Consider the following 25,404-nt stretch of genomic DNA (forward strand, 5'->3'; position numbering starts at 1 on the left):
TAGCCTCAGAATTGCCTACCCTCAGTCCCGCCCATCATGCTGATTGACAAGATTCTCGCTAAAATTTTCGGTAGCGCCAATGACCGCTACCTCAAGCGGATTCGCCCGCTTGTGGCGGCGATCAACGACCGCGAACCCAAGATGCAGGCGCTCTCGGATGCGGAATTGCAGGCCCAAACGGCGCGATTCAAAGAACGCCTTGACCAAGGTGAATCGCTTGACGACCTCCTGCCGGACGCCTTCGCCGTCGTACGAGAAGCTTCGCGGCGTACCACTGGTATGCGCCATTTTGATGTTCAGCTCATCGGCGGCATCGTACTCCATCAAGGCCGCATCGCTGAGATGCGCACTGGGGAAGGCAAAACGCTGGTCGCCACGCTGCCTGTTTACCTCAACGCCCTGCTGGGACGCGGCGTGCATGTCGTCACCGTCAATGATTACCTTGCCAAACGTGACGCGGAGTGGATGGGTAAGATTTACCGCTTCCTCGGCCTCTCAGTGGGCGTGATCCAAAACTACATGCATGACGACGAGCGGCGCGACGCCTACAACTGCGATATCACGTACGGGATGAATAATGAGTTTGGCTTCGACTACCTGCGCGACAACATGAAGTACTCCGTCAAGTCATGTGTCCAGCGCGGTCACTTCTACGCCATCGTGGACGAAGTGGATTCAATCCTCATTGACGAAGCCCGCACGCCGCTCATCATTGCCGGCCCGTCCGACGAATCGAGTGAAAAGTACTACCTTGCTAATGATGTCATCCCTAAGCTCGATCCCGCCACTGACTACCTTGTTGACGAAAAGACCCACACGGCGGCGCTGACGGAAAGCGGAATTGCGCGCGTTGAGCGACTGCTTGGTGTGGACAACCTCTACGCCCCGGAGCATTTTGAGCTGCTGCATTGCGTCAATCAGGCGCTCAAGGCCCATACGCTTTACCACCGCGACAAGGAATACATGGTACGGGATGGGCAGGTCATTATCGTGGACGAGCACACTGGTCGCCCGATGGAAGGCCGGCGCTGGTCGGATGGCCTGCATCAGGCGGTGGAGGCCAAGGAAGGCGTCAAAATCGAGGCGGAAACCCAGACGCTGGCGACGATCACGCTTCAGAACTACTTCCGCATGTACGAAAAGCTGGCCGGCATGACTGGGACGGCGGAAACTGAAGCGGCGGAATTCGCCAAGATTTACAATCTGGAAGTCACCGTTATCCCCACACACCGGCCGATGATCCGCCAGGACTATCCCGACCTCATTTACCGTACGGCGGAAGAGAAATGGAACGCCATTGTCGAAGAGGTCAAGGAACGGTACCAAAAAGGCCAGCCGGTCTTGGTAGGAACGGCTTCGGTCGCCAACTCTGAACTTGTGTCGCGCAAGCTCACCGCCATCGGCATTCCACACAACGTCCTCAACGCCAAATACCACGAACGTGAGGCGGAGATTGTTGCCCAGGCAGGGCGCAAAGGCGCGGTCACGATTGCGACTAACATGGCCGGGCGCGGCACTGACATTCTGTTGGGCGGCAACCCGGAATTTCTAACCGACGCCGAACTGCGCCGACAGGGACGCGACCCAGCTACTGTTCCCCCGGAGGAACGGCGGGCGCTGTTTGAGCAAATCAAAGCGCAAACCGATCGAGAACACGCCGAAGTCGTTGCCCTAGGTGGGCTACATATTATCGGCAGTGAACGTCATGAATCGCGGCGGATTGACAACCAGCTTCGCGGACGCGCCGGGCGGCAGGGCGATCCCGGCTCATCCCGTTTTTACCTCTCCCTCGAAGACGACTTGATGCGGATTTTCGGCGGCGATCGCCTCAAGAAAATTATGCTGACGCTGGGGATGGAGGAGGGCGTCGCTATTGAAAGCCGCATGGTGTCACGTCGGGTGGAGGCGGCGCAGAAGTCGGTCGAAGCCCATAATTTCTCGATCCGCAAGCACCTACTCGAATACGACGACGTCATGAACCTCCAGCGCGAGACCATCTACAACTTGCGGCGCGAGTTGATGGAAGGCGCGGAGGGCGGACGCGAGTTCATCCACTTGGCGGAAGACCTGCTGGCGGATGTGATTCACCGCTACCTGCACGGACGACCGGAAGAGTGGGACATTGAGGGGCTGCGTGTGGCGCTGCTTGACATCTACGCCTTCGACTGCGAGGCGGAAAAACTCGATTTTGAGCGGCTAAGCCGCGACGAGATTCGTGAAAAGGTGTGGCAAACCGTTCTGGAACGGTACAAGGCGCGGGAAGCCAAAGTTGGCGCCGAAAACCTGCGCCAACTGGAACGCCACGTGATGCTTAACATTGTTGACGCCCACTGGAAAAAGCATCTGGCCGCTCTTGACCACCTGAAAGAAGGCGTTGGGTTGCGCGGGTACGGTCAGAAGGACCCGCTGATTGAGTACAAGAAAGAGTCCACCCGGATGTTCGAGGAAATGATTGACCGGATGGACGAAGAGTGCGTCCGCCTCTTGATGAACATGCGCGTCGAGGTCGTGGAGGAGGCGACGTTTGACCTGACAGCGGCCGACGCCGAAGCAGAGGATGAGAGCGCCGAATTTGAAGTCGCCGAAGAAACACCGCTGCCGCCGCGCTTGGCGACAGCGCGCCCCCTGTCCGCCAAACTCAGGACGCCGACCCTGCGCCAAACGCCTGGGCAGGTTTACACGGCGGCCAACGCCGGGGCAGCGCGCGCTGGAGAAGGCGGGACGTTTGTGCGTCGCACACCTAAAATTGGACGCAACGCGCCCTGTCCGTGTGGCTCAGGTAAAAAGTACAAAAACTGTCACGGTGCCTAACGCCTGTCCTCTTGACGTGGATGTGAGGCAAGTTATGGCATTTTCCCTGTTCCTTTGCTAAAAGGGGCGGCTGCTATTCTTGACTTCACAACTTCAAGTCGCCATCGCGTCGGTCGGTGGGGACGGCTTCCCGCACCGCGTCCCCGGACGGATGACGACCTGTTTTCCTGAGTACCCATGGGTCCTATCAACCGGGCTGCGACGGCGCTTTCCCTCGCTCTCGCATTTTGTCTCACGTTGGTCACAACGTTGACCACAGGCTGTAATATCGCCTCACGGCGACTAGCGGCGGGTGTGGACGCTAAGCCGGCCAAGTGCGAACCCGGTAAACAAGGCGGGACACTCCGGCTTGCACTTGCCTTTGGCCCGCTCACCTTCAATCCGTTTGTGGACTCCACGCCGGACACCTTTGCCGTTTTGCGGAAGCTTTATGGCACGCTGCTCGACTACGACTTTGAAAAACAGGTGGTTGAAGACAGTGGGCTGGCGACAGCCGTCTCGCTAGAAGGCGACGGGAAAACCTACCGGATTACGCTTCGGAAGTGTTTCTTTTCAGACGGTTCGCCCCTGTTGCCGGACGACGTAGTATTTTCATACAGCACAGCGTTGGCGGCGGGTTCGGCGCTTAGCGACCTCCTGCGCACCGGCGTCGGCGATGAACGCGCTAACGCCGAGTTCAGCATCATTGACGCCCAGACTGTGCAAGTGCGGTTTGCGCATTCCATTTCAGCCGATGCGGCGAAGTTCGTCTTTGCGCGAATTCCGATTGTCTCCAAAGCCAACTTTCCAACCATCAAGGACGACCCAACCAAGATCGCCTGTTCCGGGCCGTTTATCGTCAAGTCGTTGTCTCCAAAGGAACTTCGCTTGGCGGCCAATCCCAACTACTGGAAGGTGGACAACGCCGGCACACTGCTGCCGTACCTCAACGAAGTCGTCTACGAATTGGGTGTAGATCGCAAAACGCAGTCGGAGCGCTTCGTTGAAGGCAAGTACGACTTGGTGGACTACCTCCTGCCGGCGCAAGCCAAAGCCGTTGAAGGGCAGGCGAAAATCCGCAACACCGGCGGTTCGCTGCGCGTGTGGACACTTGTTGGGAACACGCGAATTGACCAGTCAAAGGTGGATCGCAACCGCGCTAAGCACTTTCTTACGGATGATTTCCGCGAAGCTATTTCACGGCTGATTGACCGAAAGCGTCTCGCGGAAACCGTGCTGGGTGGGAACGCTAGTCCATGCTTCGGTCTGATCACACCGGGCAATGCAACGTGGTACGACCCGAATGCGCCGCGCTACGAACCCAACGTCGAAACAGCGAAAGCCGCGCTTCAGGCAGCCGGCTACAGTTATCGGGACGGCCGGCTCTACGATGGCATTCAGATGCCGGTGCGTTTCAAATTCACTGTCCCCAAAGAGCCGACGGCTGTGGCGTTGGGACAATCTATTGTCCAAGACCTGACCGCCGCCGGTCTAGATGTGGTTTTGGACGAGCAACCCTTGGAGAAATGGTGGAAGGCGCTAACGACTGGCGTTTTTGACTTGATTTTGGTCGAAATCCAGCCGGAGTTTCCCGACCCGGTGTTTCTCCAACCGTTCGTCACTGGTAGTCGGCCCTATTTCGCTGAACCGGTTATCAGCAACCCACAAACCGACTTGCGCGGCTATGACTGGTTCAAGAAAATAGCGCGCGATTTCGACCAGGCCTTGCGGCAAAAAACGGTTGAGGAGCGGAAAAAGCTCTATAACGACTTCCAGCGGAACTGGAATGAGGTCTCGCCCGTGATCCATCTGGTCTCGGAACACACCATCGCCGGCGCGCGTTCCAACGTGCTGAATGTTCGCCTAGCGGCGTTCGATCCGGCGGCGACGTGGAATCTGGAAGAGTTGTACCTGAAGTAAGCCCCGCCCGCTTGTTCATCGGTTTTGTATGTTGTGTCAGCCATGAAAGCCTGTCCGCAATGTCGGCGCACCTACACGGCGGACATCGCCTTCTGCCCCTATGACGGCAAGGGGCTGTCCACGGTATCCGACGAAGAAGAGTTGGGTGAGGACCCACTGGTGGGACGGGTGTTTATTGACCGCTACCACCTGACAGCGCGCATCGGGGAAGGCGGGATGTGCACGGTGTATCGTGCGACGCACGTTCTGACGCGCAAGCTCTGGGCCGTCAAGATACTCCATGCCGAACTAGCGGCTCAGCGCCGCGCCGTCAAACGCTTCCAGAAAGAGGCCCAGGCGGCGAGCCGGATTGACCACGCCAACGTCATCCAGGTGACGGATTTTGGAATTAGTGAAGAAGGCTACGTCTATCTGGTGATGGAGTATCTGGAAGGCTCGACGCTCAAACGCGCCATCCAGACCGACGGGCCGTTCAGCCTAGAACGTACTGTGCACATTGTGCGGCAAATCGGCGACGCTTTGGACGCCGCCCACGCGCAAAACGTCATCCACCGCGATCTCAAGCCGGAAAACATCATGCTGCTGCCGACGGAGGAAGCCGAACGGGAGCGGGTCAAAGTACTAGACTTCGGCATCGCCAAGGTTCAAGAGGACACGACGGACAGCGCTCCCCTGACGGCGCAAAACATGGTCATGGGCACGCCGCAGTACATGTCGCCGGAACAGGCGAAGGGGCTTGAACTTGACGCGCGGTCGGATGTTTACAGCCTTGGCATCATCACCTACGAAATGCTGACCGGCAAGACGCCGTTTCACGGCGGGCCGTCGAAGGTCATCCTCAGCAAACACGCCAACGAAATTCCCCCGTCGCCGCGCCGGTTCCGCCCCGACCTGTCGGCGCACGTTGAACGAGTGATTATGCGGGCGCTGGAGAAAAGCCCATTGCGGCGGCCGCAGTCGGGCGGCGAGTTCGCGCGCGAGCTGGAGTTAGCCGTACGCTTGGCGACGACAATGAGCAAGCGTGAAGCCGAGCAGCGGGCGCTGCCACCGCCGCCCGTCTCGCCGACGCCGTTGAATGTTGTGAACGCCGTGAACGGTGAGTTGTCGCCGACGCCGAAACCGACGCCGGAAAACAATCCGGCGGACATCGTCATGGCCTCGCAAACCGTCGTGGCACGCGAAAAACCACGCCGGAGCGCGACTTGGCGTACGGTCGTCATTGTCGCCGTCGTCATAGCCTGTCTCTGCATCGGAGGCCTCATCTGGTGGTCGCTAAGCGGCTAATCCCCGGCCGGCTCTCTTTTAGGCGCGTCCCCACCGCTCAACCTGAGAAAAATTCGTTTGAAGAATTCGCTGTGGGCATTGTTCAGCGGCGTCAAAGCGAAAGTACGGTGGGGCGGCGCAGGCTTTGGTTCAAAGCTGCGTCGCCGACGCACTGCTCGGCAAGTGCTCCCAACTGTACCAGCGGAATAGACCGCCTAGCGGCGCCCCACCAGATAAATCCTCCCAACGCGCTTCTTGGATTCCATTTGTTTCGCCTGTGCGTCCGCACGCCGGTAGACCACAGTCTCTCCCCCACTTGCGCTGGTGCGGTCGCCGAGCATAACGCTTGTTCAGCTTGAGGAAACTCCACCGTGAGACGACGCTCGTTTATTAGCCACCTGTTCCTGTCACCAGTGGCGTGGTCACTGCTGCGGCTTCGTACTGAAGGGGCGGAAGCAGACGCGCTGCTTTCCGGCCCGTTGGTTGGCTACAGTGAAATGACGGAAGTACTGATCTGGCTGCAAACGCGCCGTCCGGCGCGCGCACAACTTCGCTACTGGGTGCAGGGTAAGCCAGAGACAGCGCGGCTCAGCGAGGAACACCGGACAACGCTGGACAGCGACTTGATTGCAAAGTTTGTGCTGTCGGGCCTGTCGTTCGGAACTCGCTACGACTACGAAGTGTATCTGGACGGCGTACGCATTGAGCGTCCCTACGCGATGACGTTTCAGACGCAGCCGATGTGGAAGTGGCGCACGGAACCGCCGCCCTTCAAGGTCGCCTTCGGCTCTTGCCACTACGTCAACGATCCGCCGTTTGACCGGCCTGGTCGTCCTTACGGCGATTCGCCCAAGGTCTTTGCGGCTATTCTGGCGCAGAAGCCGGATTTGATGCTGTGGCTGGGCGACAACTGCTACTACCGTGAGGCCGACTACCGAACGGAGTCCGGCATGCGGTATCGCTACGCGCACACGCGCGCGCAAGCTGAACTGCAACCGCTGTGGGCGTCCGTTCACCACTACGCCATTTGGGACGATCACGATTACGGCCCAAATGACTCCGACCGCACCTACCGAGGGCGCGACATTGCGCTGCGCGTCTTCCGCGACTACTGGGGCAACCCCGCGCACGGCACGCCGGAGATTCCGGGCTGTTTCTTCCGTTTTGAGTGGGGCGACGTTGAGTTCTTTATGCTGGACAACCGCTATCACCGGACACCGAATGCGCTGCCCGACGATTCCCTGGATAAAACGATGTTTGGTCAGGAACAGCTCCGGTGGTTGTTGGAGTCGCTACGTTCAAGCGAGGCGACGTTCAAGGTCATCGCCAACGGCGGGCAAATGCTTAATCCGGTTTCGCCGTGGGAATGCTTCAGCCGCTTCAAAGTTGAGCAGGCCAAAGTTTTTGACTTCCTTCGCAAGGAGAAGATTCCAGGGGTGGTCTTTATTTCCGGCGACCGGCACTTGGCGGAGCTCAATCAACGGATTGAGCCGGGGCTGTACCCGCTGTATGACTTCACATCGAGTTCGCTGACGGCCGGCGTGGCGACCTTGTCCAAGGTCGAGCAGAACAATCCCTGCCGCGTTGCGGGAACGCTGGTAGAGAAGCACAACTTTGGTCTTCTGGAGTTTTCTGGGCCGCGCGCCCAGCGCTTGCTGACGATGCGGTGTTTCGATGAAAACGGCGTTGAGCAGTGGAAGCGCGAGATTCCAATCAGTGAGCTGCGGTTTCCACGTACGGCGGACTAGAGCCGCTTTCAGGGAACCCTCCCGCACCACACCAGCTTGAGGGGCAGCGGCAACACCTCTTCAGTCCGCGAGGCAGGCCGTCTCGCCGACGTACTGTAACCGCTTCCCGACGCCGCTTGACTGACAGGCCGCTACCTTTCCCCGAAAAGTACGCTGCTAGACTAGAACGAAGTAGTGGGTGCTGGCCCTCATCCTTTGTTGAGTGCAACAAAAAAGCGATGCCGTTGAGCGCCTCAACAAAAAACATAGTTTCTACACGCTCGGAACAGAGATTGCGCCGTCACTGGACGGCCTACTCCCTAACCAGTTGGCTAGTTTTGGCGACGCTTCTCGCGTCGTCGCTCACCCCGACCACCAGCGGTATGGCGGCGTCCGGGATTGAAGAACTACCAGCTGTTCAGCGGGATGCATTGCTAACGGGCTTGCCGATTCTCGTCGTGGAACGCCCCGGCTCAACTTCGGTCACAGTTGGGGTAGTAATCAAAGTAGGCGCAACGTTTGACCGCGTTGGGAAGGCTGGCTTGGCGCGTTTGACGGCAGAATGCGTGCAGAGTGGTGGGGGCGGCTACAATGCCGAGCGCGTGCAGCTTGAACTGGAGGAAGCTGAAGCGCAGCTTGAGATTGACGTGGACTGGGATCGAACATGCATTCTGTTGACCGGCCCCGCCCGGCAAGCTGCTGTCCTGATTGATTTGCTTGGGCGGCTCATTACACTGCCCGATTTCGCTCGCCGCGACTTTACCGAAGCCCGTTTCAAGCCGTTTCAGGAAGCCGCCATAGCTGTGGCGCGCGCCGCTCAAACGGACGCGGCCGCCGCCGACGCTCTATTTTTCCAAACCCTCTATGAAGCCCATCCCTATCATCACACCGTTTTAGGAACGCCGGAGAGCGTGGCGGCGATTACACCGGCCGATGTCGCTGACTTCCACCGACGGCACTGGCTGCCGAACAATGCGGCGATTGTGATTGTCGGTGACGTGACAGCGGCCCAAATCCGAAGCGTCACGCGCCGCGCCTTCGGCGGTTGGGCCAAGGGCAAACCGGCCCCGGCGACGTTTTTGCCCCCGAACCCACCTGAACGGCTACGCATTGTGCTGCAACCGCGTTCGGGCAACCGTGTAGACATTCGCCTTGGTGGGATTCTCCCGGAAGCCACCGCCGAAACGCGTGCCGCGTGGCTGGTTTTGGCGGAGGTCCTCAAACGCCACGTTCAACCCTGGACGCTGACGCTGGAGCATCGTCGTCTGCCGGACAGCCCGTGGGTGTTGCGCGGAAGCTTCCCACCAGAAACGGCGGCTCACGAACTGGAGCGAGTCATGCAAACACTTGACCGACTGCGCGATACGCCGCCTGATGAGGAAGAGGTGCGCGCCGCCCGAACAACCGTCGCCGCCGCGCTCCGCAACCGTATTCCCAACAATCGCGACATCGCCCAACAGTTGATTCAGTTGGAAACCTACGGCCGCAGCCCGGCGGCGGAAGCTGAGCTACCCAAACGTCTTTCAGAAGTGACGCCGGCGGCCTGTCACGCCTTGGCGCAGGCGATGCTAAGTCGTGGACGTCTGGTGGCGATCTATGGCGGAGCGCCTGCCCTCCAAGAGGCGCTGGCCAAGTTTGGAACGGTTGAAATCATCCAGCCGTGATGTATGCTCAGGCGCTGATAAGCCTTCGCACAAAACGACCAAACCGACGACTATGCGTGACGATTTCTTGGACAACTCCCTCGTCAAATCTTCAGCAGAGGCGTCGTTCGCTGGCGGCGGCTGGTCGAGCTATACATCGTCCGCGTACGGTGTATCGCATCGGCGTCAGCCCTTGCTGGACAACCACCCCTTAGAGGATATGACGGAAGCGCCGCCGGCAATGAAGCCGGCTACGGAGACACTGCGCGACAAAACGTCACCACCGATAGAATCCGCTCCGCAAGCGCTGTCTGCCAGTTTTCCTCCAACTTGCACCGAATGTCAGCCGACGGCGACCCTAGACTGGGAAAGTACAGCGGAAGCATCACTGCCGGCGCTTGGCGCGGTGGCGTCCGACTCCAACCCGCAGCCTGTTTTTCGTCCGCTATGGGTTGTCTCGCCCCAAACACCGACCATCGGCTTCAACCTTGCGGATGAGGCGGGCGTAGCGACGGTGACGTTTACCGACGCAACACCGAGTTGGAAGCGCTGGGTGCGGGAAGGCTTGAGCATCGGGCGAGACATCGCGCTGGCGCTGGTCATGGCGTTGCTCATCGGGCTATTCGTCATTCAGCCCGTCTACGTCAAGGGTACGAGCATGCTGCCGCGCCTGCGCGAAGGCGAACGCCTCTTTGTCAACCGTTTCATCTATAACTTTTCCAAAATTGAGCGCGGCGACATCGTAGTGTTTTACTACCCGAAAAACCCGCAGGAAAGCTTCATCAAGCGCGTGATTGGTTTGCCCGGCGATGAAATCACACTGGCGAACGGCGAGCTGTACATCAACGGCAAACTGGTTCGCGAAGCCTATCTTTCGAAAGACTACACGACGATTGTCAGTCCGCCGCGCACATGGGTCGTCGAGCCACACCACTACTTCGTGATGGGTGACAACCGCGACGCCAGCAATGACAGCCGCAACTGGGGGTTAGTGCCAGAAATGTACATCTACGGCAAGGCGGTGTATCGCTACTGGCCGCTAAGCGAGATGGGCTTTATTGGCGACGGGGATGACGTTTTAGCCCCGCTGCGCGCTCCGCAACGTGCAGAGCCCCAGCGCGAACTGCCATCCGTCGAGTAACGCTAGCCTGGAATGCAGGATGCCGCTGAGTATCTTTGCATGCACTGCGGCGAACCAAACGTCACCTTCCCTGACTGGAGCGGCGGTCGCCGGCAGCGGTATATCGAGGACTGCGCCGTGTGCTGCCGGCCGAATGTGCTTCACGTAACACTCGATCCCGTACGAGATCAGGTGACGGTTTACGCTGAGCCGGAGTAGCTCATTTAGCGGGCGCAGCTCGTCCAGGTTCGACCCAGCGGACGGTGTGAGGTGGGCAAAACCCAAAAGCTCTGTATGCTGACTTACACACGCCTTCCCACCCCGTCGGTATACTCGTCGCCGGTCTATCCTCCGCAAGCGTGACGACGATTCCCCGGCGCATGCTTTTTAGGACGCATTTTCCGAGCACCTAACGATTAAGGAGTTCGTATGTCCGAACTGTCCGAAGTGGACAAAACCAAGCGCTTTTTTATGGGCCTTGGCTCGATTGTCATCGGGGCCGGCATTGGCGGTGCGCTGGCTTATCCGATCTTTCAATTCGCCATTGGCAATGCGCTCAAGACCGGCAAAGACGGCGACGATAAAAACTGGATTGATCTTGGTTCGGTCACTGAATTTGAAGAAGGTAAGCCGACGGCGCGGAAAATCACGATTGAAGTACGCGACGGCTGGGTGAAGTCGTCGTCCGATGAAACCGTCTGGGTGATGAAGCAAGGGGACAAGTTTCTGACATTTACTGCGACTTGTCCGCATCTGGGATGCAAAGTCAACTGGGTTCCTGAGCGCAACGAGTACTTTTGCCCCTGTCACAACAGCGCCTTTGACATCACCGGTGAGAGAAAGCCCGGCTCGGCTTCAGCGCGCGGACTGGATACCCTTGAGTATCGCGTGACGGACGACAAAAAACTCCAGGTCGTTTTTCAGAAGTTTAAGAATTTGCTCCCGGAAAAAGAAGTGTTTTCCTGACTTCTTCCCAAATAAGGAAGGCGGCGGCTTCGGCCGCCGTAGCCGGCGACAGCCCCCCGCATCGGCGGCATGCTCCGCAGACAACACTTTTTAGGAAGGTTTCCTTGACTATGGCTTCTCCGGCAGTTCCGCAGTATAACGGTACGCTTGGAAAAATTTACGATTGGGTTGACGAGAGAGCCGGCATCAGCGAAATCCTGCACGAGTTGCTTGATGAACCGATTCCCGGCGGGACGAGGTACGCTTACGCCTTTGGCAGTGCGTTGCTGTTCATCTTTGCGCTGCAATCCATCACAGGCGTTTTTCTGGCGATGTACTACGTACCGAGCGCCGAGGATGCGCACAAGTCGGTTGAGTACATCATGAAGGAGGTTCCGTTTGGAGCCTTCATGCGCGGGATGCACCACTATGGCTCCAGCGCCATGGTCATCATGGTGGTGCTGCACATACTCCAAGTTGTCATTTGGGGGGCCTATAAGCAAAAACGGGAATTGCTCTGGCTGGTCGGCGCTGGCCTGCTTCAGTTGGTGTTGGCATTCTCACTGTCCGGCTACCTGTTGCCGTGGGACATGAAAGCCTACTACGGTACGGTGGTGACGGTCGGGATCGCCAGTGAGATTCCGATCTTCGGCGATCTCATCAAACGCATTATCATTGGCGGCACGGAGCTGGGTACCATCACCATTTCGCGCTTCTTTATGGTTCACGTCTTTCTGCTGCCAGCGCTGATGGCCGGCGGCATTGCTGCGCACCTGTACCTGTTTCGCAAGGCGCGGCCGGCTGGGCCGTTCAACATGACCGAGCAGGAGGCGATGTTCAAAGTTGAGCCATTCTGGCCCGGCCAAGTGTTCAAAGATGCGGTGTTTTCACTGGTGGTCTTTGCCATTTTGGCCTACCTGTCATTGACGACCCTCGCGCCGCTGGAGCCGAAAGCGGACCCGTCGCAAACCCAGTACGTCGCGCGCCCGGAATGGTACTTCATGTTCCTATTCCAGCTTCTGAAGTACTTCCCCGGCTCGACCGCCATTATCGGCTCGCTGGTAATTCCAGGTCTGGTTATGGCCGTTATTACCTTTTTGCCGTTCCTGGATCGCAGTCCCGAACGGCATCCGCTCAAACGTCCATTTGTAATGCTGGGGACAATCGCCCTGCTGGTCGCCATTGGAACGTTGCACCTGTTAGCTAAGCGGGATGACGCTCAGAACTTTGCGGCGCAGCTTAAAGCCCAGGAAGAGGAAGGTGTACGTTTCTTGAAGGAGCCGTTTGAGCCGAAAGACATCAGCCGGAAGGCGGCCGTTGCGGCGCCGGCGCCAGAGGCTTTTGTAAAAAACTGCGCGGTTTGTCATGGCGAAAACGGTGAGGGCGGTCCAGCCGGGCCGAAGCTCATTGGCGTCGCCAAAAAGGCGAACCGCAGCAAGGAGGAAATCGCCGGATTGATTGAGAATCCGTCCGCTTACGGTGCACCCAAGATGCCGCCGATGCCGCAAGTTTCGGCGGCGGATCGCATAGCGATCGCCGAATGGATTCACACGCTCAAGTAGCCCGTCCCGTCCATCCCTACTACGTTCGTACAGTGTGGCGCTTCGCGCCCGTCGCTTGGCGGGCGCGTCTTTTCTTTCTAGCGACTTTCGCGTGCTTTGGCGGCGCGAAATTGGTTGGGGCGATTTATCGGAGGTGGCCGTTGTCCGGCTTTGTGGCTTCGCTAACGTTTAGGAAGCGTCCCCGGTGAAATCACCCCTCGTGACGGAGGAGAGCCAAGAATGTCCGCCGCCGTTGCGTTAAAGACTCTGCCTGCTAAGCTCTCCACGGAAGTAGTGTTCAAGGCTAAACCTTCGCCACCGCTTGCGCCCAGCCCGTCGCCGGAGGGGACAATTGGGCGCGACATCCAGCCGCCCGTTTATGCACCTATTCAGCATGAAACATGGCGAACGCTCTACGAACGACAGTCGGCGGCGATTGTGGGTCGGGTCTGTGACGAGTACCTTGAAGGACGCGCCAAGTTGCGCTACGAGCGCGACCGCATCCCACGGCTGGCCGATTTGAGTGAGCGTTTACGCGCGTGTACTGGCTGGCAGTGCGTTCGCGTGGAAGGCTATGTGCCGGAGGCGACGTTTTTCCTCTTGCTGGCGCAAAAGCTCTTTCCATGTACGGACTTCCTGCGGCATCCGACAGAGTTGGAGTACACGCCTGCCCCGGATATGTTTCACGATCTGATGGGGCACTTGCCAATGATCACCAATCCGCGCTTTGCTTCCTTCTTCCACAAGTTTGGGTTGGCCGGCATCAACGCTCGCAATGAGGAAGATACAGTCAAGCTGGGGCGGATTTACTGGTACACGGTTGAATTCGGGCTGATCAATCCCACGGCGCACGCCGGCGCGGAGCGTGACCCACGCCTGACAAAAATCTATGGCGCTGGCATTAGTTCATCGGTCGGCGAAATCGCGTACGCGCTTTCCGATGCAGTGAAAAAAACACCGTTTGATATTGAGCGGGTCGCTGACACGCCGGTTGAGATTCATCACATGCAGGAAGAACTGTTTGAGATTTCGTCCTTCGACGAACTTGAACAGGCCTTTGAAGCATGGGCGACAGCGCAGGGGTTGATGTCTGGAGAAGCCGGCGAGTAAACCCTACGCCGGCTCGGGTGTAAAACCACAGCGCCGTTTTCCCGCCGCCGTTTCTATGAGTCGTCCTTACCGACGCCTCGTTAGGGTAAGGCCCTAGAGGTGAATGCATCGCGCTTTAAGCACTGCCGGAAGCTCACTTAGCTTAGCCATAACATCGTCGGGAACGGGTGAGTCTACTTGAATGAGCGAAATAGCCGTGCCACCCATTTCCTTGCGTCCAAGGTAGAGCCGGGCGATGTTCACCCCGCCGTCGCCCAGCGTCGTACAAATTCGCCCTAGCGTACCGGGTTGGTCGCGGTTGGCGCACAGTAGCATGTGCCCTTTTGGAATCGCCTCAATCGGAACCCCGTTGACCCTTACAATCCGCAGGTCGCTTTCTCGGAACACCGCGCCGGCGACATCGCTTTCACCAGTCTCTGTCTCCGCCCAAAGCGAAACCAAACTGGCGAAGTCCTTGGCAACGCGGTTTTTTGTTTCTGAGACGCTCATCCCCCGTTCCTCGGCGATGAGCGCCGCGTTGACAAAGTTGACCCGATCACTCGTACCGGAAAGCAAGCCGACGAGCACCGCCTGTGTAATTGGGCGTACGTCAAGGTCGGCGACCTTGCCGCTGTACTCAATTACCAACCGCCGGACGTTGCTCCCAAAAGCCTGCCCCTGAAACATCCCCAGCCTGAGGCCCAAATCTACATACGGCCGGAGTTCGGCCATGATTTCGGCGCTGACCGAAGGCGCATTGACGGCACCGAAAACAACGCCGTTCTCCAGAAAATCAACAATTTGTTTAGCGATGGAGACGGCAACGCTAACCTGCGCTTCCGTTGTTGACGCGCCCAGGTGCGGCGTACAGGTCACGTTGTCCAGCTTGAGCAACGGGTGATCGGGCGGCGGGGGCTCTTCCTCAAATACATCAAGCGCGGCTGCCGCCACCGTCCCATCCTGCAGCGCCGCCGCCAGTGCGGCTTCATCAACAAGGCCGCCGCGCGCACAGTTGACGAGCCGAACGCCGCGCTTCATTTTGGCGAAGGCGTTGCGTCCAATGATGTGGCGTGTTTCTTCGGTCAGTGGGACGTGCAGTGTAATGAAGTCGGCTCGCGCCAACAGGTTGTCCAGCGTCACCAACTCAACACCCAGTTTGGCGGCGGCCTCTCTAGTCAGATAGGGATCATAGCCAATAATGTGCATGCCAAAAGCCGCCGCCCGCTGGGCGACCAAACTGCCGATGCGCCCGACGCCGACGATGCCTAGTGTCTTGCCGGAAAGTTCGACGCCGACCAACTTCTTGCGCTCCCAGCGTCCAGCCTTGAGCGTCAGCGTTCCCTGCGCAATGGGGCGGGCTGTCGCCAGCAACAGCGCAAATGTATGCTCGGCGGTCGTGACGCTGTTGCCGCCGGGCGTATTCATCACCACAATGCCGCGCTTAGTGGCGGCTTCCACGTCAATGTTATCCACGCCTGTCCCAGCGCGACCAATGACTTTCAAGTTTTCCGCCGCTGCGATGACTTTGGCGGTCGGGCGCGTATCGCTGCGGACAATGAGTGCATGATAAGGCGCGATGACAGCCGCCAGTTCGTCCTCGCGGAGTTCAGGTTTGACGTCAAGCGTAATGTTCGGTGCGCTGCGCAGAATATTGAGGCCGTCTTCCGCTAGGCTGCCGCAAACAAGGACCCTATGGGTTGTCATAGCAGTCGAACCACCAGTTAGTAACATTCCTCGCCGAAGAAAACAGCAGGTGTCTAGGGGCGAGACTTGAGCGCGGCGCGCGTTTCCCGCTCAAGGTCGCGGCGACGTTCGGTCTCACGCTTGTCATAGGTTTTCTTGCCCCTCGCCGTTGCAATTTCGACCTTGGCGCGTCCGCGTTTGAAATACAGCTTGGTTGGAACAATGGTCAATCCACGTTCCTGCGCCGCTGCTGCCAGCTTGGCGATTTCACGCTTATGGAGCAACAGGCGGCGCGTCCGGCGTGGGTCATGGTTGTAACGGTTGCCGTGCGAATAAGGGCTAATGTAGGCGTCTAGCAGCCAGGCTTCACCATTGCGAATGGTGACATAAGCGTCCTTGAGGTTGACCCGCCCTTCCCGTAGGGCCTTGACTTCCGTCCCGACGAGTTCCAATCCGGCTTCGTAGGTATCGAGGATGAAATAGTCAAAGAAGGCTTCACGGTTCGAGGCGATGAGTTTAGCAGCGTCGGAGGCGGTCGGTGTCGTCATGTGGAGGAAGGCATGCACATTTAGACAGCGTTCGATGATTTCTGCCAGAACGCCGCTGGCGATGAGGCGCTGCGCGGCGCATAGGTCGGTGTCACGCAGATACATGCCCCAACGACGGCGTTAGAAAAAGCGATTCATCGCTAACAGGCTGTCAGAGACGATGAACAAGGGCGCACCAATAAAACCCGATGATTTGCCCGTCCGCACGCCGCCGTCACGCCCATCAGCATCAAGACGACGGTGGAGTGCAGAATCAGCGTCACCCAGTCTGCGGCGCTTCTAATGACAACGCCCGACCAACCCATAGGCGACAAGCTAGCGACGCGGATGAGTCCGTTCCGGCTTGTCCACACCGCCGCGCAAAGCTAGCAATGTAGCACAAGCGTGCGCTGGAGAAAGGCAATCAAACTGACAACAAGAACAAGAAGCGCTCATCGAGCGCCAACGCCACATCCTCCAGCAACCGACCTCCAGCAACCGACCAAAGCAACCTGCAACCAACCTCCCGCCCGACCGGCGTTGGCACCTGCCTAACACCAACCGGCTGCCAACAGCGTGGGAGAGGCTTTGAACAGCGCGAGCAGCGGATGTTTCCACCCAATTAGCCCGCTCTAGTAACCGGCGGCCAGCAACGCAACCGGAGGCGCTACAGAACGGACACGGTCCTATCCCGCATCGCGTTGCTCGGCCGTTCCATCGGCGGCTGCCGAGTTTGAGACGGACGGCCTCGCGCTTCCGCCCTTTTCAACGTCTGGAGGACTTGGCTCATCGCGTTCTTGGAGCGCCGACTTAAGTTGCTCGAAAACCTCCGACGCCGACGGCGGTGGCTTGACAGCTGCTGCTTCACCGTTGCCGTTCACCGCCGCCGACCGGCTGTAGTAGTAGTACGAACTGTAGCCGTAGTAATCGTAGCCGTAGTAGCTTGTCTGCTCCTGCGATATGGCATTGAGGACGACGCCTAGCACGCGCGTGTTGGCCTCATCGAGTTTGCGGCACGCCCGCTTGACGATGTCGCGCTTGGAGCGTTGGCAGTTGACGACCAAGATGACGCTGTCCGCCATCGCCGAGAGAATCGTTGCGTCGGCGAATGACAGCATCGGCGGCGTATCCAGAATCACATAATCGAACTTTTCAACGGCATAGGCCAAAAGCGACCGCATCCGCTGCGAGCCAAGCAATTCGGCCGGATTAGGCGGCATCTGACCGCACGTAATCAGGGTCAGGTACGGGATAGGCGATGGAACAAAGATGTCGCTAATCCTGCACTGCCCAGAAAGATACCGTGACAGGCCGGGCCGGAAGGCGTTGTCTTGGCCGTGCTTTTCAAAGAGTTTCTGAAGCTGTGGCCGCCGCAGGTCGCAATCCACCAGCAGCACCGACGCCCCGGTTTGAGCCAGCGAGATGGCTGTATTGAACGCGGTTGTGGTTTTACCCTCACCTGGCTGGCTGCTGGTAATGAGAATAATGCGGTTGCGCACGTCTTCGGACGATGAAAGCAAAATCGAGGTCCGCAACTGGCGATAGGCTTCACCCACTGGTGAGGCCGACAACGCAAAGGCGCTTAGGCCGATGTTGAGGTTGGCCGGCAACGGGCGTCCGTCGGCCAGCTTGGCCAGCACCTTCGTCTCACTACCGTAGCCGTAGTACCCACCGCCCTTGCTCAGTTCTTTAGGGGTGACCTTTGGGATCAGCCCCAAAGTCGGTAGGTTCAGCAGCCGATCAACATCTTCAACCGACTTGATGCGTGTGTTGAGGTATTCGCGAGCAAACGCCAACCCGATGCCGCCGAAGAGTGACAGGAAAAACGCCACGCTCAACGTATAGCCGACACGCGGACTGATCGGCGCCCCCGGCGTCCCGGCGCGGTCAGCGACCGTGATGTTATTGAGGTCCATCCGCAGACCGATCTCGGTGTCTTTGGTCGTGGCATAGAGCGCCTGCAGCATTTTCTTTTTGTTGTCAATATTGTCCTGCATCATCCGCTGCACGACGCCATCGCCGTTCTGGGTCACGACTTCATTGCGCTGCTTTTCCACACGCGCCCGTAGTTCCTCTTCCCGCTTCTTCGCGTTGAAGTAGGCAGTCTTGATGCGCGCTAAGGCGTTGCTTTTAGCTTCCTTGAGCTCGCCTTCCGCCTGCGCCAGCATTTGGTCAATCTGAACCACCTCCGGGTGAATTTCGGTGTAGGTTCCCAGCAACTCCAGCCGCCTTTGCCTCAGCTCGGAAATCTTGCCCCGGAGCTTCTGGAGTTCCGGGTCGGACTGCATCTCCTCCAGCGAGTCAATTGGTTCGGTGAGACTGGCTTGATACCGCTCCTCCGCCCGCAGGCGCTCTTTTTCGGCTTCGAGCAGCGCCTGATTGAGACCTGCTAAGCGCGCAACTTCCGGGTTGTCTTCCGGTTTGAGCGAAACAATTTTGCGTGTCCGCAGGTACTCAGTCAGCTTGCGTTCTTCCTCGAGAATTTCCTGCTGCAACCGCGCCGCCGTAGAAGCCAAAAATTCCTTTTGGCTTATCCCCTGCTGAAAGCGGTCGGAAACATTGCGGCGCGCAAACACCTCGGCGATGGTGTTGACAACAAGCTTGGTTGTTTCCGGGTCATGGTGCTGGAACACGATACGCACCAAGCGCGTCCGAGGAACACCGTAGGCTTGCAGCCCACTCGCCAGCCTCCCAATCTGGGGCGCATAGCGTTGCATTTCGTCTTGCTCATTCGCCGCCGACGCCGGCTCAGCGTCCGGCAAGTCGCTTGATTGAGCCTCTTGCTTTTTCGCCGCTGTGGGCAGCCTGCGCGGCGACCGGATCAAATCGGCTAACGCTGCGCCGAGCGTCGTCGGCCCGGACGCCAGAAACTTTGGATCACGGTCAAGCTTGAGGGTTTTGACCACCTCAATCAACACCGGCGGACTCGAAATCTTACGAATCTGCGTGTTGAGATAGTCCGGGTCAACCGAGTACGGCATAAACGAAATGCGCCCGCTCGACGAGTAAAACTCCTTTTCTGGCGCAATTTCGATGTGGCAAGCGGCCTCATAAACCGGCTGCATACGGGACAGCGCCAGGCCGGTGATGGTCATCGTGATGACGACGCACAACAGAACCGTGAACTTGTAGCGCAGAATCGTGAGAAACGCTTGACGCAACGGCAGACCGCCGTCTTCCTGCGGAAGCGTGTACTGATAGCTTCCGCGCCGTCGCATGCGGTCTTGCACGGTCGGCGTGACCAAGTCAACCTCGGCCGCCGTCGGCGCGAGCATCACATGATTAGCGGACGAGTCTTGGGGCATAGCAATTCGGTTATGGCAATCGGGACGTTACACGTGCGGTCGAACGTCGAATGAAATCCTTGCGGCGAACAAATACATAAGTCGCCCAGTGTTGAATCAAGCGGATCGCCCGGCGGTGTCCTGAAAGACGCGGCGCAATATCGTCGCCGCCGATCGACCCGGTTCTATCTTGCCGCGCACTATACCGCGTTATGCCCCGACTGAACAGCCGAACGCCGACAAAGCCCATTGTTTTGCAGGCGCAGGTTCATCTACCTTACTTCGCGTTTGTGTACTTTGTCTATTGCGAGGTGTTGTATGCCTGAAGTCGGTTCTCCTGCGCCAACCTTCACCCTGCCGGATATGCACGGCCAGCCGGTGAGTCTGGAACAGTTCCGCGGTCGTAAGGTGGTTTTGTACTTTTACCCGAAGGATGACACGCCGGGTTGCACCAAAGAGGCGTGCGGCTTTCGTGACGCGCACGCCGAATATCAAGCAAAGGGCATCGTCGTGCTGGGCGTCTCACTCGATGATGAAGCCTCACATCGCGCCTTCGCGGAAAAATACCAGCTTCCCTTCACGTTGTTGGCGGACACCAACCACGTCGTCTCCGAGGCCTACGGCGTTTACGGGGAACAGGAGTGGCAGGGGAAAAAGTTTATGGGACTGGCGCGGAAGACCTTTCTCATTGATGAGCAGGGCGTCATCGTCAAAATTTTCGACAAGGTGAATGTTGAAACGCACAGTCGTGAAGTGCTTGAGGCGTTCGGTCTAGCCAGCTAGTCGGTTCTTCGCCGTCCTGCTGATGCAGCAAGTTTACGACGTATGGGACTTTGTATCTCGGTGCTCAACGGCTCACTGAGCGGTCAATCCTACCGCCTCCACGAAGGCGTCCTACTGCTGGGGCGTAGTGTGGACGCGGGCGTCCGCTTTGATCCAGCGATGGACGGCATGGTGTCGTCGCGGCATTGCCTGTTGCAGGCTGAGCCGGACGGCTTCTACGTCGTGGACAACCAGAGTACCAACGGGACGTACGTCAACGGCCAGCGTATCCAGCGCGTTCGGCTCAATCACGGCGATGTCATCGAGTTAGGGCGTCCTGGCGTTCGCATTAGCGTCGCGCTGGAATCACCTGCACCAGCGTCGAGCCCGGTGGCGTTCGCAGGGGGTCGCCCCTTGGCGGTACCCGGCGGGCGCACGGCTATGCTCAAGCAAACGCTGGGCAGCATCGGGATGTACAACCCAGAACATAAGGGACTCGCCCCAGAGCCGGAAAAGTCGCCGGTCGGCGCTTACATCGGCATGGCGGTTGGATTGCTGGTCTGTCTGATTCTTTCCCTGGTGGTCGCTCTCATCATGCTCTCCAATCTGGGTGTTGTCGCGGCCATCATCGCCACGATTGTTGCGTTTGTCCCGGCTTTTTTCTACATGCTGCCGCTGCTGTGGCTTGACCGGTACGATCCAGAGCCGGCGTGGGCCTTGGCGGCGTCGTTCGCTTGGGGCGGACTAGTCGCCGTCATTGTTTCTTACGTTTTGAACTCATTGTTCGGCACGATCGCCGCCAGCGTCGGCGGTGAAGTCGCTGGCACGATTGTCGGCGCCGTCATTTCTGCTCCTATTGTCGAAGAAGGCTCAAAGGGCTTGGGACTCATCCTCATCCTGCTGTTTCTGCGACGCGAGTTCGACGACATCGTGGACGGCATCGTGTACGGCGGCTTCATCGCGCTCGGCTTCGCCACGGTGGAAAATGTTCTCTACTACGGGCGCAGCTTGCTCAGCGGCGGGCTTGGGGGACTCATCGTCGTGTTTATTCTGCGCGGCGTTTTGTCGCCGTTCGCCCATGTGACCTTTACGGCGATGACCGGCATCGGCTGCGGCATCGCTCGCGAGTCACACAGTTTCGCCGTTCGTTTCCTAGCGCCGGTCGGCGGCTATGTCCTCGCGGTCGTCCTGCACATGATTTGGAACGGCATGGCGGTGTTTTTAGGCAACCGCTTTCTCATCGGTTATGCGCTGTTCGAGGTGCCGTTCTTCCTGCTGTTTATCGGCTTTCTCATCTATGTCGCCCGGCGTGAGAGCAAAATTCTCAAGGAAATGCTCGCGGTCGAAGTGGCGCGTGGACTCATCACCCCGGAGCACTTGGCGATTGCAACCTCAAGCATTCGCCGGACGCTCTGGCCGCTGCAAGGCAACTTCGGGGCGCGGCGCGCTTTCCTGAAAAACGTCTCAAAGCTGGGGCTTTGCTACTGGCATGTTCAGCGGGCGGCGGCGGCCCAAAGCGAAACCCGCAGCCTGCCGCAGATTCCACGCCTACAGGCTGAAATTATGCGCCTGCGGACGCAGGTTTGAACGCCGTTTCCAGAGTGGGTCCCGCTTGAGCGTAGCGACCAGGGTCAGCCCTGGTTGCACGGGTGGGTTTATGGTATTCACGCCCGCTTGATCCAGGCATTGACGTTGATTCACGCCGGCGACTTACCGGATGATATTTACCGCTACGAATTTGCGCCAGAGTCCCTGTAAGCGTTTCCGATGGCCAATGTCATGTTCGTGACCGGCGGCGCAAGCGGCATCGGCCGCCATGTGGCTGAAAGCTACTATCGCGCTGGTCACCGCGTTGTCTTCGCCGATTTGTCTGCCGCCCGGCTGGAACGGATTTGCGCGCAACTGCCAGCTGAAACCGGCGGTGAGGCGCTGCCTTTAGCCTTTGATGTCCGTGACGAACAAGGCTGGGAACGCGCTGTCGCGGAAACCGTCGCACGTTGGGGCCGGCTGGACGTGCTACTCAACATTGCTGGCTATTTGCACGTAGACGAGTTGCTTGCTGCGCCTTCGGCAGCCGTGCATGACCATCTCGACATTAACGCCAAGGGCGTTATCTTCGGCACGCTGTCGGCTGCACGTCAGATGCGCCGTCAGCCGGAGGGCGGCCATATCATCAATGTGGCGTCGCTGGCGGGTATTGTGCCCGTGCCGGGACTGACGTTGTATTCGGCGTCGAAGTTCGCTGTGCGTGGGTTTTCGCTCGCCGCTGCGTACGAGCTTGCCCCCTACAACATCGCTGTGACGGTCGTCTGCCCCGACGCCGTTCAAACCCCAATGCTGGCGTTACAAGTCAGCCGACCTGAAGCGGCGCTGACGTTTTCCGGCGGGCGGATTCTCACCGTCGCCGAGATTGCAGCGGCGATTGAGGACGCGCGGCGGCGGCGACCGCTAGAGGTGACGATTCCGCGCCATCGAGGTTGGCTGGCGAAACTGACAAATTTGTGTCCGCCTATCGCTCGTTGGTTGATTGAGCCGCTCCGGCGGCGTGGCCGTCGCCGGCAGGCGCAGTGGCGAGCCGCACATCAAGAAAAATTGCCTTGACGCCTTTGAACCGCATTCCGCCTTCGCTGTCCGAAATTGTGGCGACACGGCGCGCAGCGTACGCCGGACGCGCCACGATGCCGCCTGCCGACCTGTCACCTGCATCGGGCCGGTTTCTTGCCGCTCTTGACGGGCAAAGTCCGGCGCTCATCGCGGAAATCAAGCCCCGGTCGCCAAGCGAGGGCGTCCTGCAGGCTGCGCCCGACCTGACGCGCCTGCTGCCCGTCTATGACGCCTACGCCGTGGCGATTTCCGTCCTGACGGAGCCGGATTACTTCGGCGGCGGTTTTGAACTGTTAGCCGAAGTCACCCGGCGGTCGCTGCGTCCAACGCTGTGCAAGGATTTCATTGTGCATCCGGCGCAAATTCACGATGCGCGCCGCGCCGGTGCGGAAGCGGCGCTACTCATCGTGAAGATTCTCGACGACGCCCAACTGGACGACCTCCACGCCGAGATTCGGCGCTGGAAGATGACGCCCATCGTCGAAGTGCAAACTGAAGCCGAGTTGGAACGGGCGCTGCGCGTTGACCCGGCGGTGATCCTCATCAACAACCGCAACCTCGAAACCTTTGAGATTTCGTTGGATACGACGAAACGACTTGCGCCGCGCGTCCCGTCCGGTATCGTAACGGTCGCCGCCAGCGGGATTCACCGCCGCGCGGACATCGAAACGTTACTGCCGTACTGCACGCGCTTCCTTGTCGGGACGAGGCTGATGCGCGCCGCCGACCTTGCAACGGCCTTCGCCGACCTGCTCGGACAAGGGCGTGCCTAACCACCTATGCCCAATCACTTTGGAGAGGTCTTTCCACCGCCCACCTTTGACGCCGCACGTTACGCCAATCGCCGCCGCCGTGTCTTCAAGCTTTTGGGCGACGACGTTATGGTGCTTTACAACCCGCCGGAGGCCCATCGGACGCACGACCTGTACTACCGCTATCGTCCGGACAGCGATGTGTATTACTTGACCGGCTTTGAGGAGCCGGACGCCGTCATCGTCCTCGTGGGCGGCGCATCGCCCCGCTTGGTGATGTTTGTCCGACCGCGCGATCCCGAACGCGAAACGTGGGACGGCGCGCGGGCCGGCGTCGAAGGCGCAAAGGCAATCTATGGCGCAGACGAGGCGTTTCCGATTGACGCCTTTGACGCGCATATCGGCGGGTACTTGGAAACGGCGCAGACACTGTATTTCAAGTTCGGGCGCGACGAACACCTCAACCAGCGCGTCATCGCCGCGTTTCGCGCAGCGGCTCGTCGTCGGCATCGGCAGGGGCCGGCCCCGTCGGCCATCCGCGACACCCTGCCGCTGCTGGGCAAGCTGCGCCTCGTCAAAGACGCAGACGAACTGCTGCGCATGCGGCGCGCGGCCGACATCGCCGCCGAAGCCCACCTTCGCGCCATGGCAACTGTGCAACCTGGTTGGTACGAGTTTCAGGTCGAAGCTGAACTCGAATACGTCTTCCGCCGGCGCGGCGCGTTAGGGAGTTCCTACACCTCGATTGTCGGCGGCGGCGCAAACGCGACGGTGCTGCACTACAACGCCAACAACAGCCTGCTGCGCGACGGCGAGTTGCTCCTGATTGACGCTGGCGCGGAGTACGGCTACTACGCCAGCGACATCACGCGCACCTTTCCCATCGGGAAGCGATTCACGCCAGCGCAGCGCGATATTTACGAACTGGTGCTCCAAGCCCAAAAGAACGCCATCGCCGCCGTTCAGCCTGGCGCGCGCTTTGACAAGTATCACCAAGTCGCGCTTGACACACTGATTGACGGCCTCCGTGACTTGAAGTTGCTGACCGGCTCACCCGATGAAATCAAGGAGAAGAAAACCTACACGCGGTTTTACATGCACCGCGCCGGCCACTGGCTGGGTAGCGACGTACACGACGCCTGCACGTACTTCACCAATGAAACCGAAAACGGAAGCTTTCTCTATGAAAAGCTCCGTCCGGGCTGCGTCGTCACGGTTGAGCCGGGGCTGTACTTTGCACCGGGTCTCAAGGGCGTCCCGAAACGTTACGCCGGGATTGGCGTCCGCATTGAGGACGACGTGCTCGTTACGCGCACCGGCAATGAAGTCTTGACCGCCGCCGTACCAAAGGAAATCGCAGACATTGAAGCTGTGCGGCGTGCGGCGCTGTCCAATGGAGGAGGCCACGCATGAGTGAGTTACTGTTTGATACGGTGAAGTTCTGTAGCAGTTGTGGCCGCCGCGCCACCAACGGCGACGTGGCGGCGCTGGGGACGCGCATTCGCCCGTTGTTCCAAAAACAACTTGAGAAGGAAGGGCTGGCCGGCTGCGTCGCCATGAGCAGTCGGCCATGCTTCGCCAAATGCCCGGACAACGGCATCACCGTCGCGCTCAGTACAAGCGATGATTCCATGCCGCGCGAGGTCTATATCGTGGCGTCGCTCCGCGACTTGGATTACGTCTATGCGCGCTTGCGCGGCGAAGTGTAGCCCTGCGCAACCTGCCCCACTGTCTTCCGCCGTATCCCTGTAAAG

20 protein-coding genes are annotated in these 25,404 nt (G+C 59.1%); 16 read left to right on the plus strand and 4 right to left on the minus strand.

The features are described from left to right. Positions 1–36 precede the first annotated feature (36 nt). From secA to NZ585_02015, 10 genes are all read left to right on the plus strand, one after another. Complete coding sequence (gene secA / locus NZ585_01970) at positions 37–2,811, plus strand: preprotein translocase subunit SecA (GenBank protein ID MCS7078804.1); 2,775 nt, start codon at positions 37–39, stop codon at positions 2,809–2,811. A gap of 177 nt (positions 2,812–2,988) precedes the next feature. Next, positions 2,989–4,710 (plus strand): ABC transporter substrate-binding protein, encoded by a 1,722-nt coding sequence (locus NZ585_01975; GenBank protein ID MCS7078805.1) that lies wholly within the window; start codon positions 2,989–2,991, stop codon positions 4,708–4,710. 42 nt (positions 4,711–4,752) lie between these two features. After that, positions 4,753–5,994 carry a serine/threonine protein kinase gene (locus tag NZ585_01980; GenBank protein ID MCS7078806.1) on the plus strand — a complete coding sequence of 414 codons (1,242 nt, stop codon included), beginning with the start codon at positions 4,753–4,755 and terminating at the stop codon, positions 5,992–5,994. A gap of 350 nt (positions 5,995–6,344) precedes the next feature. Next, complete coding sequence (locus NZ585_01985) at positions 6,345–7,721, plus strand: alkaline phosphatase family protein (protein MCS7078807.1); 1,377 nt, start codon at positions 6,345–6,347, stop codon at positions 7,719–7,721. 317 nt (positions 7,722–8,038) lie between these two features. After that, positions 8,039–9,364: an insulinase family protein gene (locus tag NZ585_01990; GenBank protein ID MCS7078808.1), complete on the plus strand. Its 1,326-nt coding sequence runs from the start codon at positions 8,039–8,041 to the stop codon at positions 9,362–9,364. Between the two features lie 52 nt (positions 9,365–9,416). Then, entirely contained in the window at positions 9,417–10,484 is a 1,068-nt protein-coding gene (gene lepB, locus NZ585_01995) for a signal peptidase I (GenBank protein MCS7078809.1), read from the plus strand. A 12-nt stretch (positions 10,485–10,496) separates the two neighbouring features. Further along, positions 10,497–10,682, plus strand: a complete 186-nt coding sequence (locus tag NZ585_02000) for a CPXCG motif-containing cysteine-rich protein (protein MCS7078810.1) — start codon at positions 10,497–10,499, stop codon at positions 10,680–10,682. A 210-nt stretch (positions 10,683–10,892) separates the two neighbouring features. Then, positions 10,893–11,429, plus strand: a complete 537-nt coding sequence (locus NZ585_02005; protein ID MCS7078811.1) for a ubiquinol-cytochrome c reductase iron-sulfur subunit — start codon at positions 10,893–10,895, stop codon at positions 11,427–11,429. A gap of 110 nt (positions 11,430–11,539) precedes the next feature. Further along, entirely contained in the window at positions 11,540–12,970 is a 1,431-nt protein-coding gene (locus NZ585_02010) for a cytochrome b N-terminal domain-containing protein (GenBank protein MCS7078812.1), read from the plus strand. A gap of 219 nt (positions 12,971–13,189) precedes the next feature. Continuing rightward, positions 13,190–14,059, plus strand: a complete 870-nt coding sequence (locus NZ585_02015) for a phenylalanine 4-monooxygenase (protein ID MCS7078813.1) — start codon at positions 13,190–13,192, stop codon at positions 14,057–14,059. Positions 14,060–14,152: 93 nt separating this feature from the next. Here the strand turns inward: NZ585_02015 and serA are convergent, their stop codons facing one another. The 4 genes from serA to NZ585_02035 form a co-directional block, all read right to left on the minus strand. After that, positions 14,153–15,742 carry a phosphoglycerate dehydrogenase gene (serA, locus tag NZ585_02020; GenBank protein MCS7078814.1) on the minus strand — a complete coding sequence of 530 codons (1,590 nt, stop codon included), beginning with the start codon at positions 15,740–15,742 and terminating at the stop codon, positions 14,153–14,155. A 53-nt stretch (positions 15,743–15,795) separates the two neighbouring features. After that, entirely contained in the window at positions 15,796–16,269 is a 474-nt protein-coding gene (gene smpB, locus NZ585_02025; GenBank protein ID MCS7078815.1) for an SsrA-binding protein SmpB, read from the minus strand. Between the two features lie 140 nt (positions 16,270–16,409). Next, entirely contained in the window at positions 16,410–16,574 is a 165-nt protein-coding gene (locus NZ585_02030; GenBank protein MCS7078816.1) for a hypothetical protein, read from the minus strand. 360 nt (positions 16,575–16,934) lie between these two features. Beyond that, positions 16,935–19,553: a polysaccharide biosynthesis tyrosine autokinase gene (locus tag NZ585_02035; GenBank protein MCS7078817.1), complete on the minus strand. Its 2,619-nt coding sequence runs from the start codon at positions 19,551–19,553 to the stop codon at positions 16,935–16,937. Between the two features lie 297 nt (positions 19,554–19,850). Here NZ585_02035 and bcp point away from each other — a divergent pair, with 297 nt between their 5' ends. The 6 genes from bcp to NZ585_02065 all read left to right on the plus strand — a co-directional run bounded on the left by bcp (position 19,851) and on the right by NZ585_02065 (position 25,359). Beyond that, the gene (gene bcp / locus NZ585_02040) at positions 19,851–20,315 is read left to right on the plus strand and encodes a thioredoxin-dependent thiol peroxidase (protein ID MCS7078818.1); all 465 of its coding nucleotides are present in this window, start codon (positions 19,851–19,853) and stop codon (positions 20,313–20,315) included. Positions 20,316–20,357: 42 nt separating this feature from the next. Further along, positions 20,358–21,881: a PrsW family glutamic-type intramembrane protease gene (locus NZ585_02045; protein MCS7078819.1), complete on the plus strand. Its 1,524-nt coding sequence runs from the start codon at positions 20,358–20,360 to the stop codon at positions 21,879–21,881. A gap of 180 nt (positions 21,882–22,061) precedes the next feature. Continuing rightward, a complete protein-coding gene (locus NZ585_02050) occupies positions 22,062–22,895 on the plus strand; it encodes an SDR family oxidoreductase (protein MCS7078820.1) in 834 nt (277 codons plus the stop codon). Continuing rightward, on the plus strand, positions 22,892–23,671 hold the full coding sequence (locus tag NZ585_02055; GenBank protein MCS7078821.1) for an indole-3-glycerol phosphate synthase TrpC: 780 nt from the start codon (positions 22,892–22,894) through the stop codon (positions 23,669–23,671). Before NZ585_02050 ends, NZ585_02055 begins: the two co-directional genes overlap by 4 nt. Positions 23,672–23,677: 6 nt before the next feature. Next, positions 23,678–25,063: an aminopeptidase P N-terminal domain-containing protein gene (locus NZ585_02060; GenBank protein ID MCS7078822.1), complete on the plus strand. Its 1,386-nt coding sequence runs from the start codon at positions 23,678–23,680 to the stop codon at positions 25,061–25,063. Beyond that, positions 25,060–25,359: a hypothetical protein gene (locus tag NZ585_02065; GenBank protein ID MCS7078823.1), complete on the plus strand. Its 300-nt coding sequence runs from the start codon at positions 25,060–25,062 to the stop codon at positions 25,357–25,359. Before NZ585_02060 ends, NZ585_02065 begins: the two co-directional genes overlap by 4 nt. Positions 25,360–25,404: the final 45 nt, after the last annotated feature.

Origin of the sequence: Chloracidobacterium sp. (genome assembly GCA_025057975.1) — a bacterium.
Classification (GTDB): Bacteria; Acidobacteriota; Blastocatellia; order Chloracidobacteriales; family Chloracidobacteriaceae; genus Chloracidobacterium.

Coding starts and splice junctions, on each gene's coding strand:
- secA (MCS7078804.1), top strand. CDS start 37: ATGCTGATTGACAAGATTCTCGCTAAAATTTTCGGTAGCGCCAATGAC.
- NZ585_01975 (MCS7078805.1), top strand. CDS start 2,989: ATGGGTCCTATCAACCGGGCTGCGACGGCGCTTTCCCTCGCTCTCGCA.
- NZ585_01980 (MCS7078806.1), top strand. CDS start 4,753: ATGAAAGCCTGTCCGCAATGTCGGCGCACCTACACGGCGGACATCGCC.
- lepB (MCS7078809.1), top strand. CDS start 9,417: ATGCGTGACGATTTCTTGGACAACTCCCTCGTCAAATCTTCAGCAGAG.
- NZ585_02000 (MCS7078810.1), top strand. CDS start 10,497: ATGCAGGATGCCGCTGAGTATCTTTGCATGCACTGCGGCGAACCAAAC.
- NZ585_02005 (MCS7078811.1), top strand. CDS start 10,893: ATGTCCGAACTGTCCGAAGTGGACAAAACCAAGCGCTTTTTTATGGGC.
- NZ585_02010 (MCS7078812.1), top strand. CDS start 11,540: ATGGCTTCTCCGGCAGTTCCGCAGTATAACGGTACGCTTGGAAAAATT.
- NZ585_02015 (MCS7078813.1), top strand. CDS start 13,190: ATGTCCGCCGCCGTTGCGTTAAAGACTCTGCCTGCTAAGCTCTCCACG.
- serA (MCS7078814.1), bottom strand. CDS start 15,742: ATGACAACCCATAGGGTCCTTGTTTGCGGCAGCCTAGCGGAAGACGGC.
- smpB (MCS7078815.1), bottom strand. CDS start 16,269: ATGACGACACCGACCGCCTCCGACGCTGCTAAACTCATCGCCTCGAAC.
- NZ585_02030 (MCS7078816.1), bottom strand. CDS start 16,574: ATGGGTTGGTCGGGCGTTGTCATTAGAAGCGCCGCAGACTGGGTGACG.
- NZ585_02035 (MCS7078817.1), bottom strand. CDS start 19,553: ATGCCCCAAGACTCGTCCGCTAATCATGTGATGCTCGCGCCGACGGCG.
- bcp (MCS7078818.1), top strand. CDS start 19,851: ATGCCTGAAGTCGGTTCTCCTGCGCCAACCTTCACCCTGCCGGATATG.
- NZ585_02045 (MCS7078819.1), top strand. CDS start 20,358: ATGGGACTTTGTATCTCGGTGCTCAACGGCTCACTGAGCGGTCAATCC.
- NZ585_02050 (MCS7078820.1), top strand. CDS start 22,062: ATGGCCAATGTCATGTTCGTGACCGGCGGCGCAAGCGGCATCGGCCGC.
- NZ585_02060 (MCS7078822.1), top strand. CDS start 23,678: ATGCCCAATCACTTTGGAGAGGTCTTTCCACCGCCCACCTTTGACGCC.
- NZ585_02065 (MCS7078823.1), top strand. CDS start 25,060: ATGAGTGAGTTACTGTTTGATACGGTGAAGTTCTGTAGCAGTTGTGGC.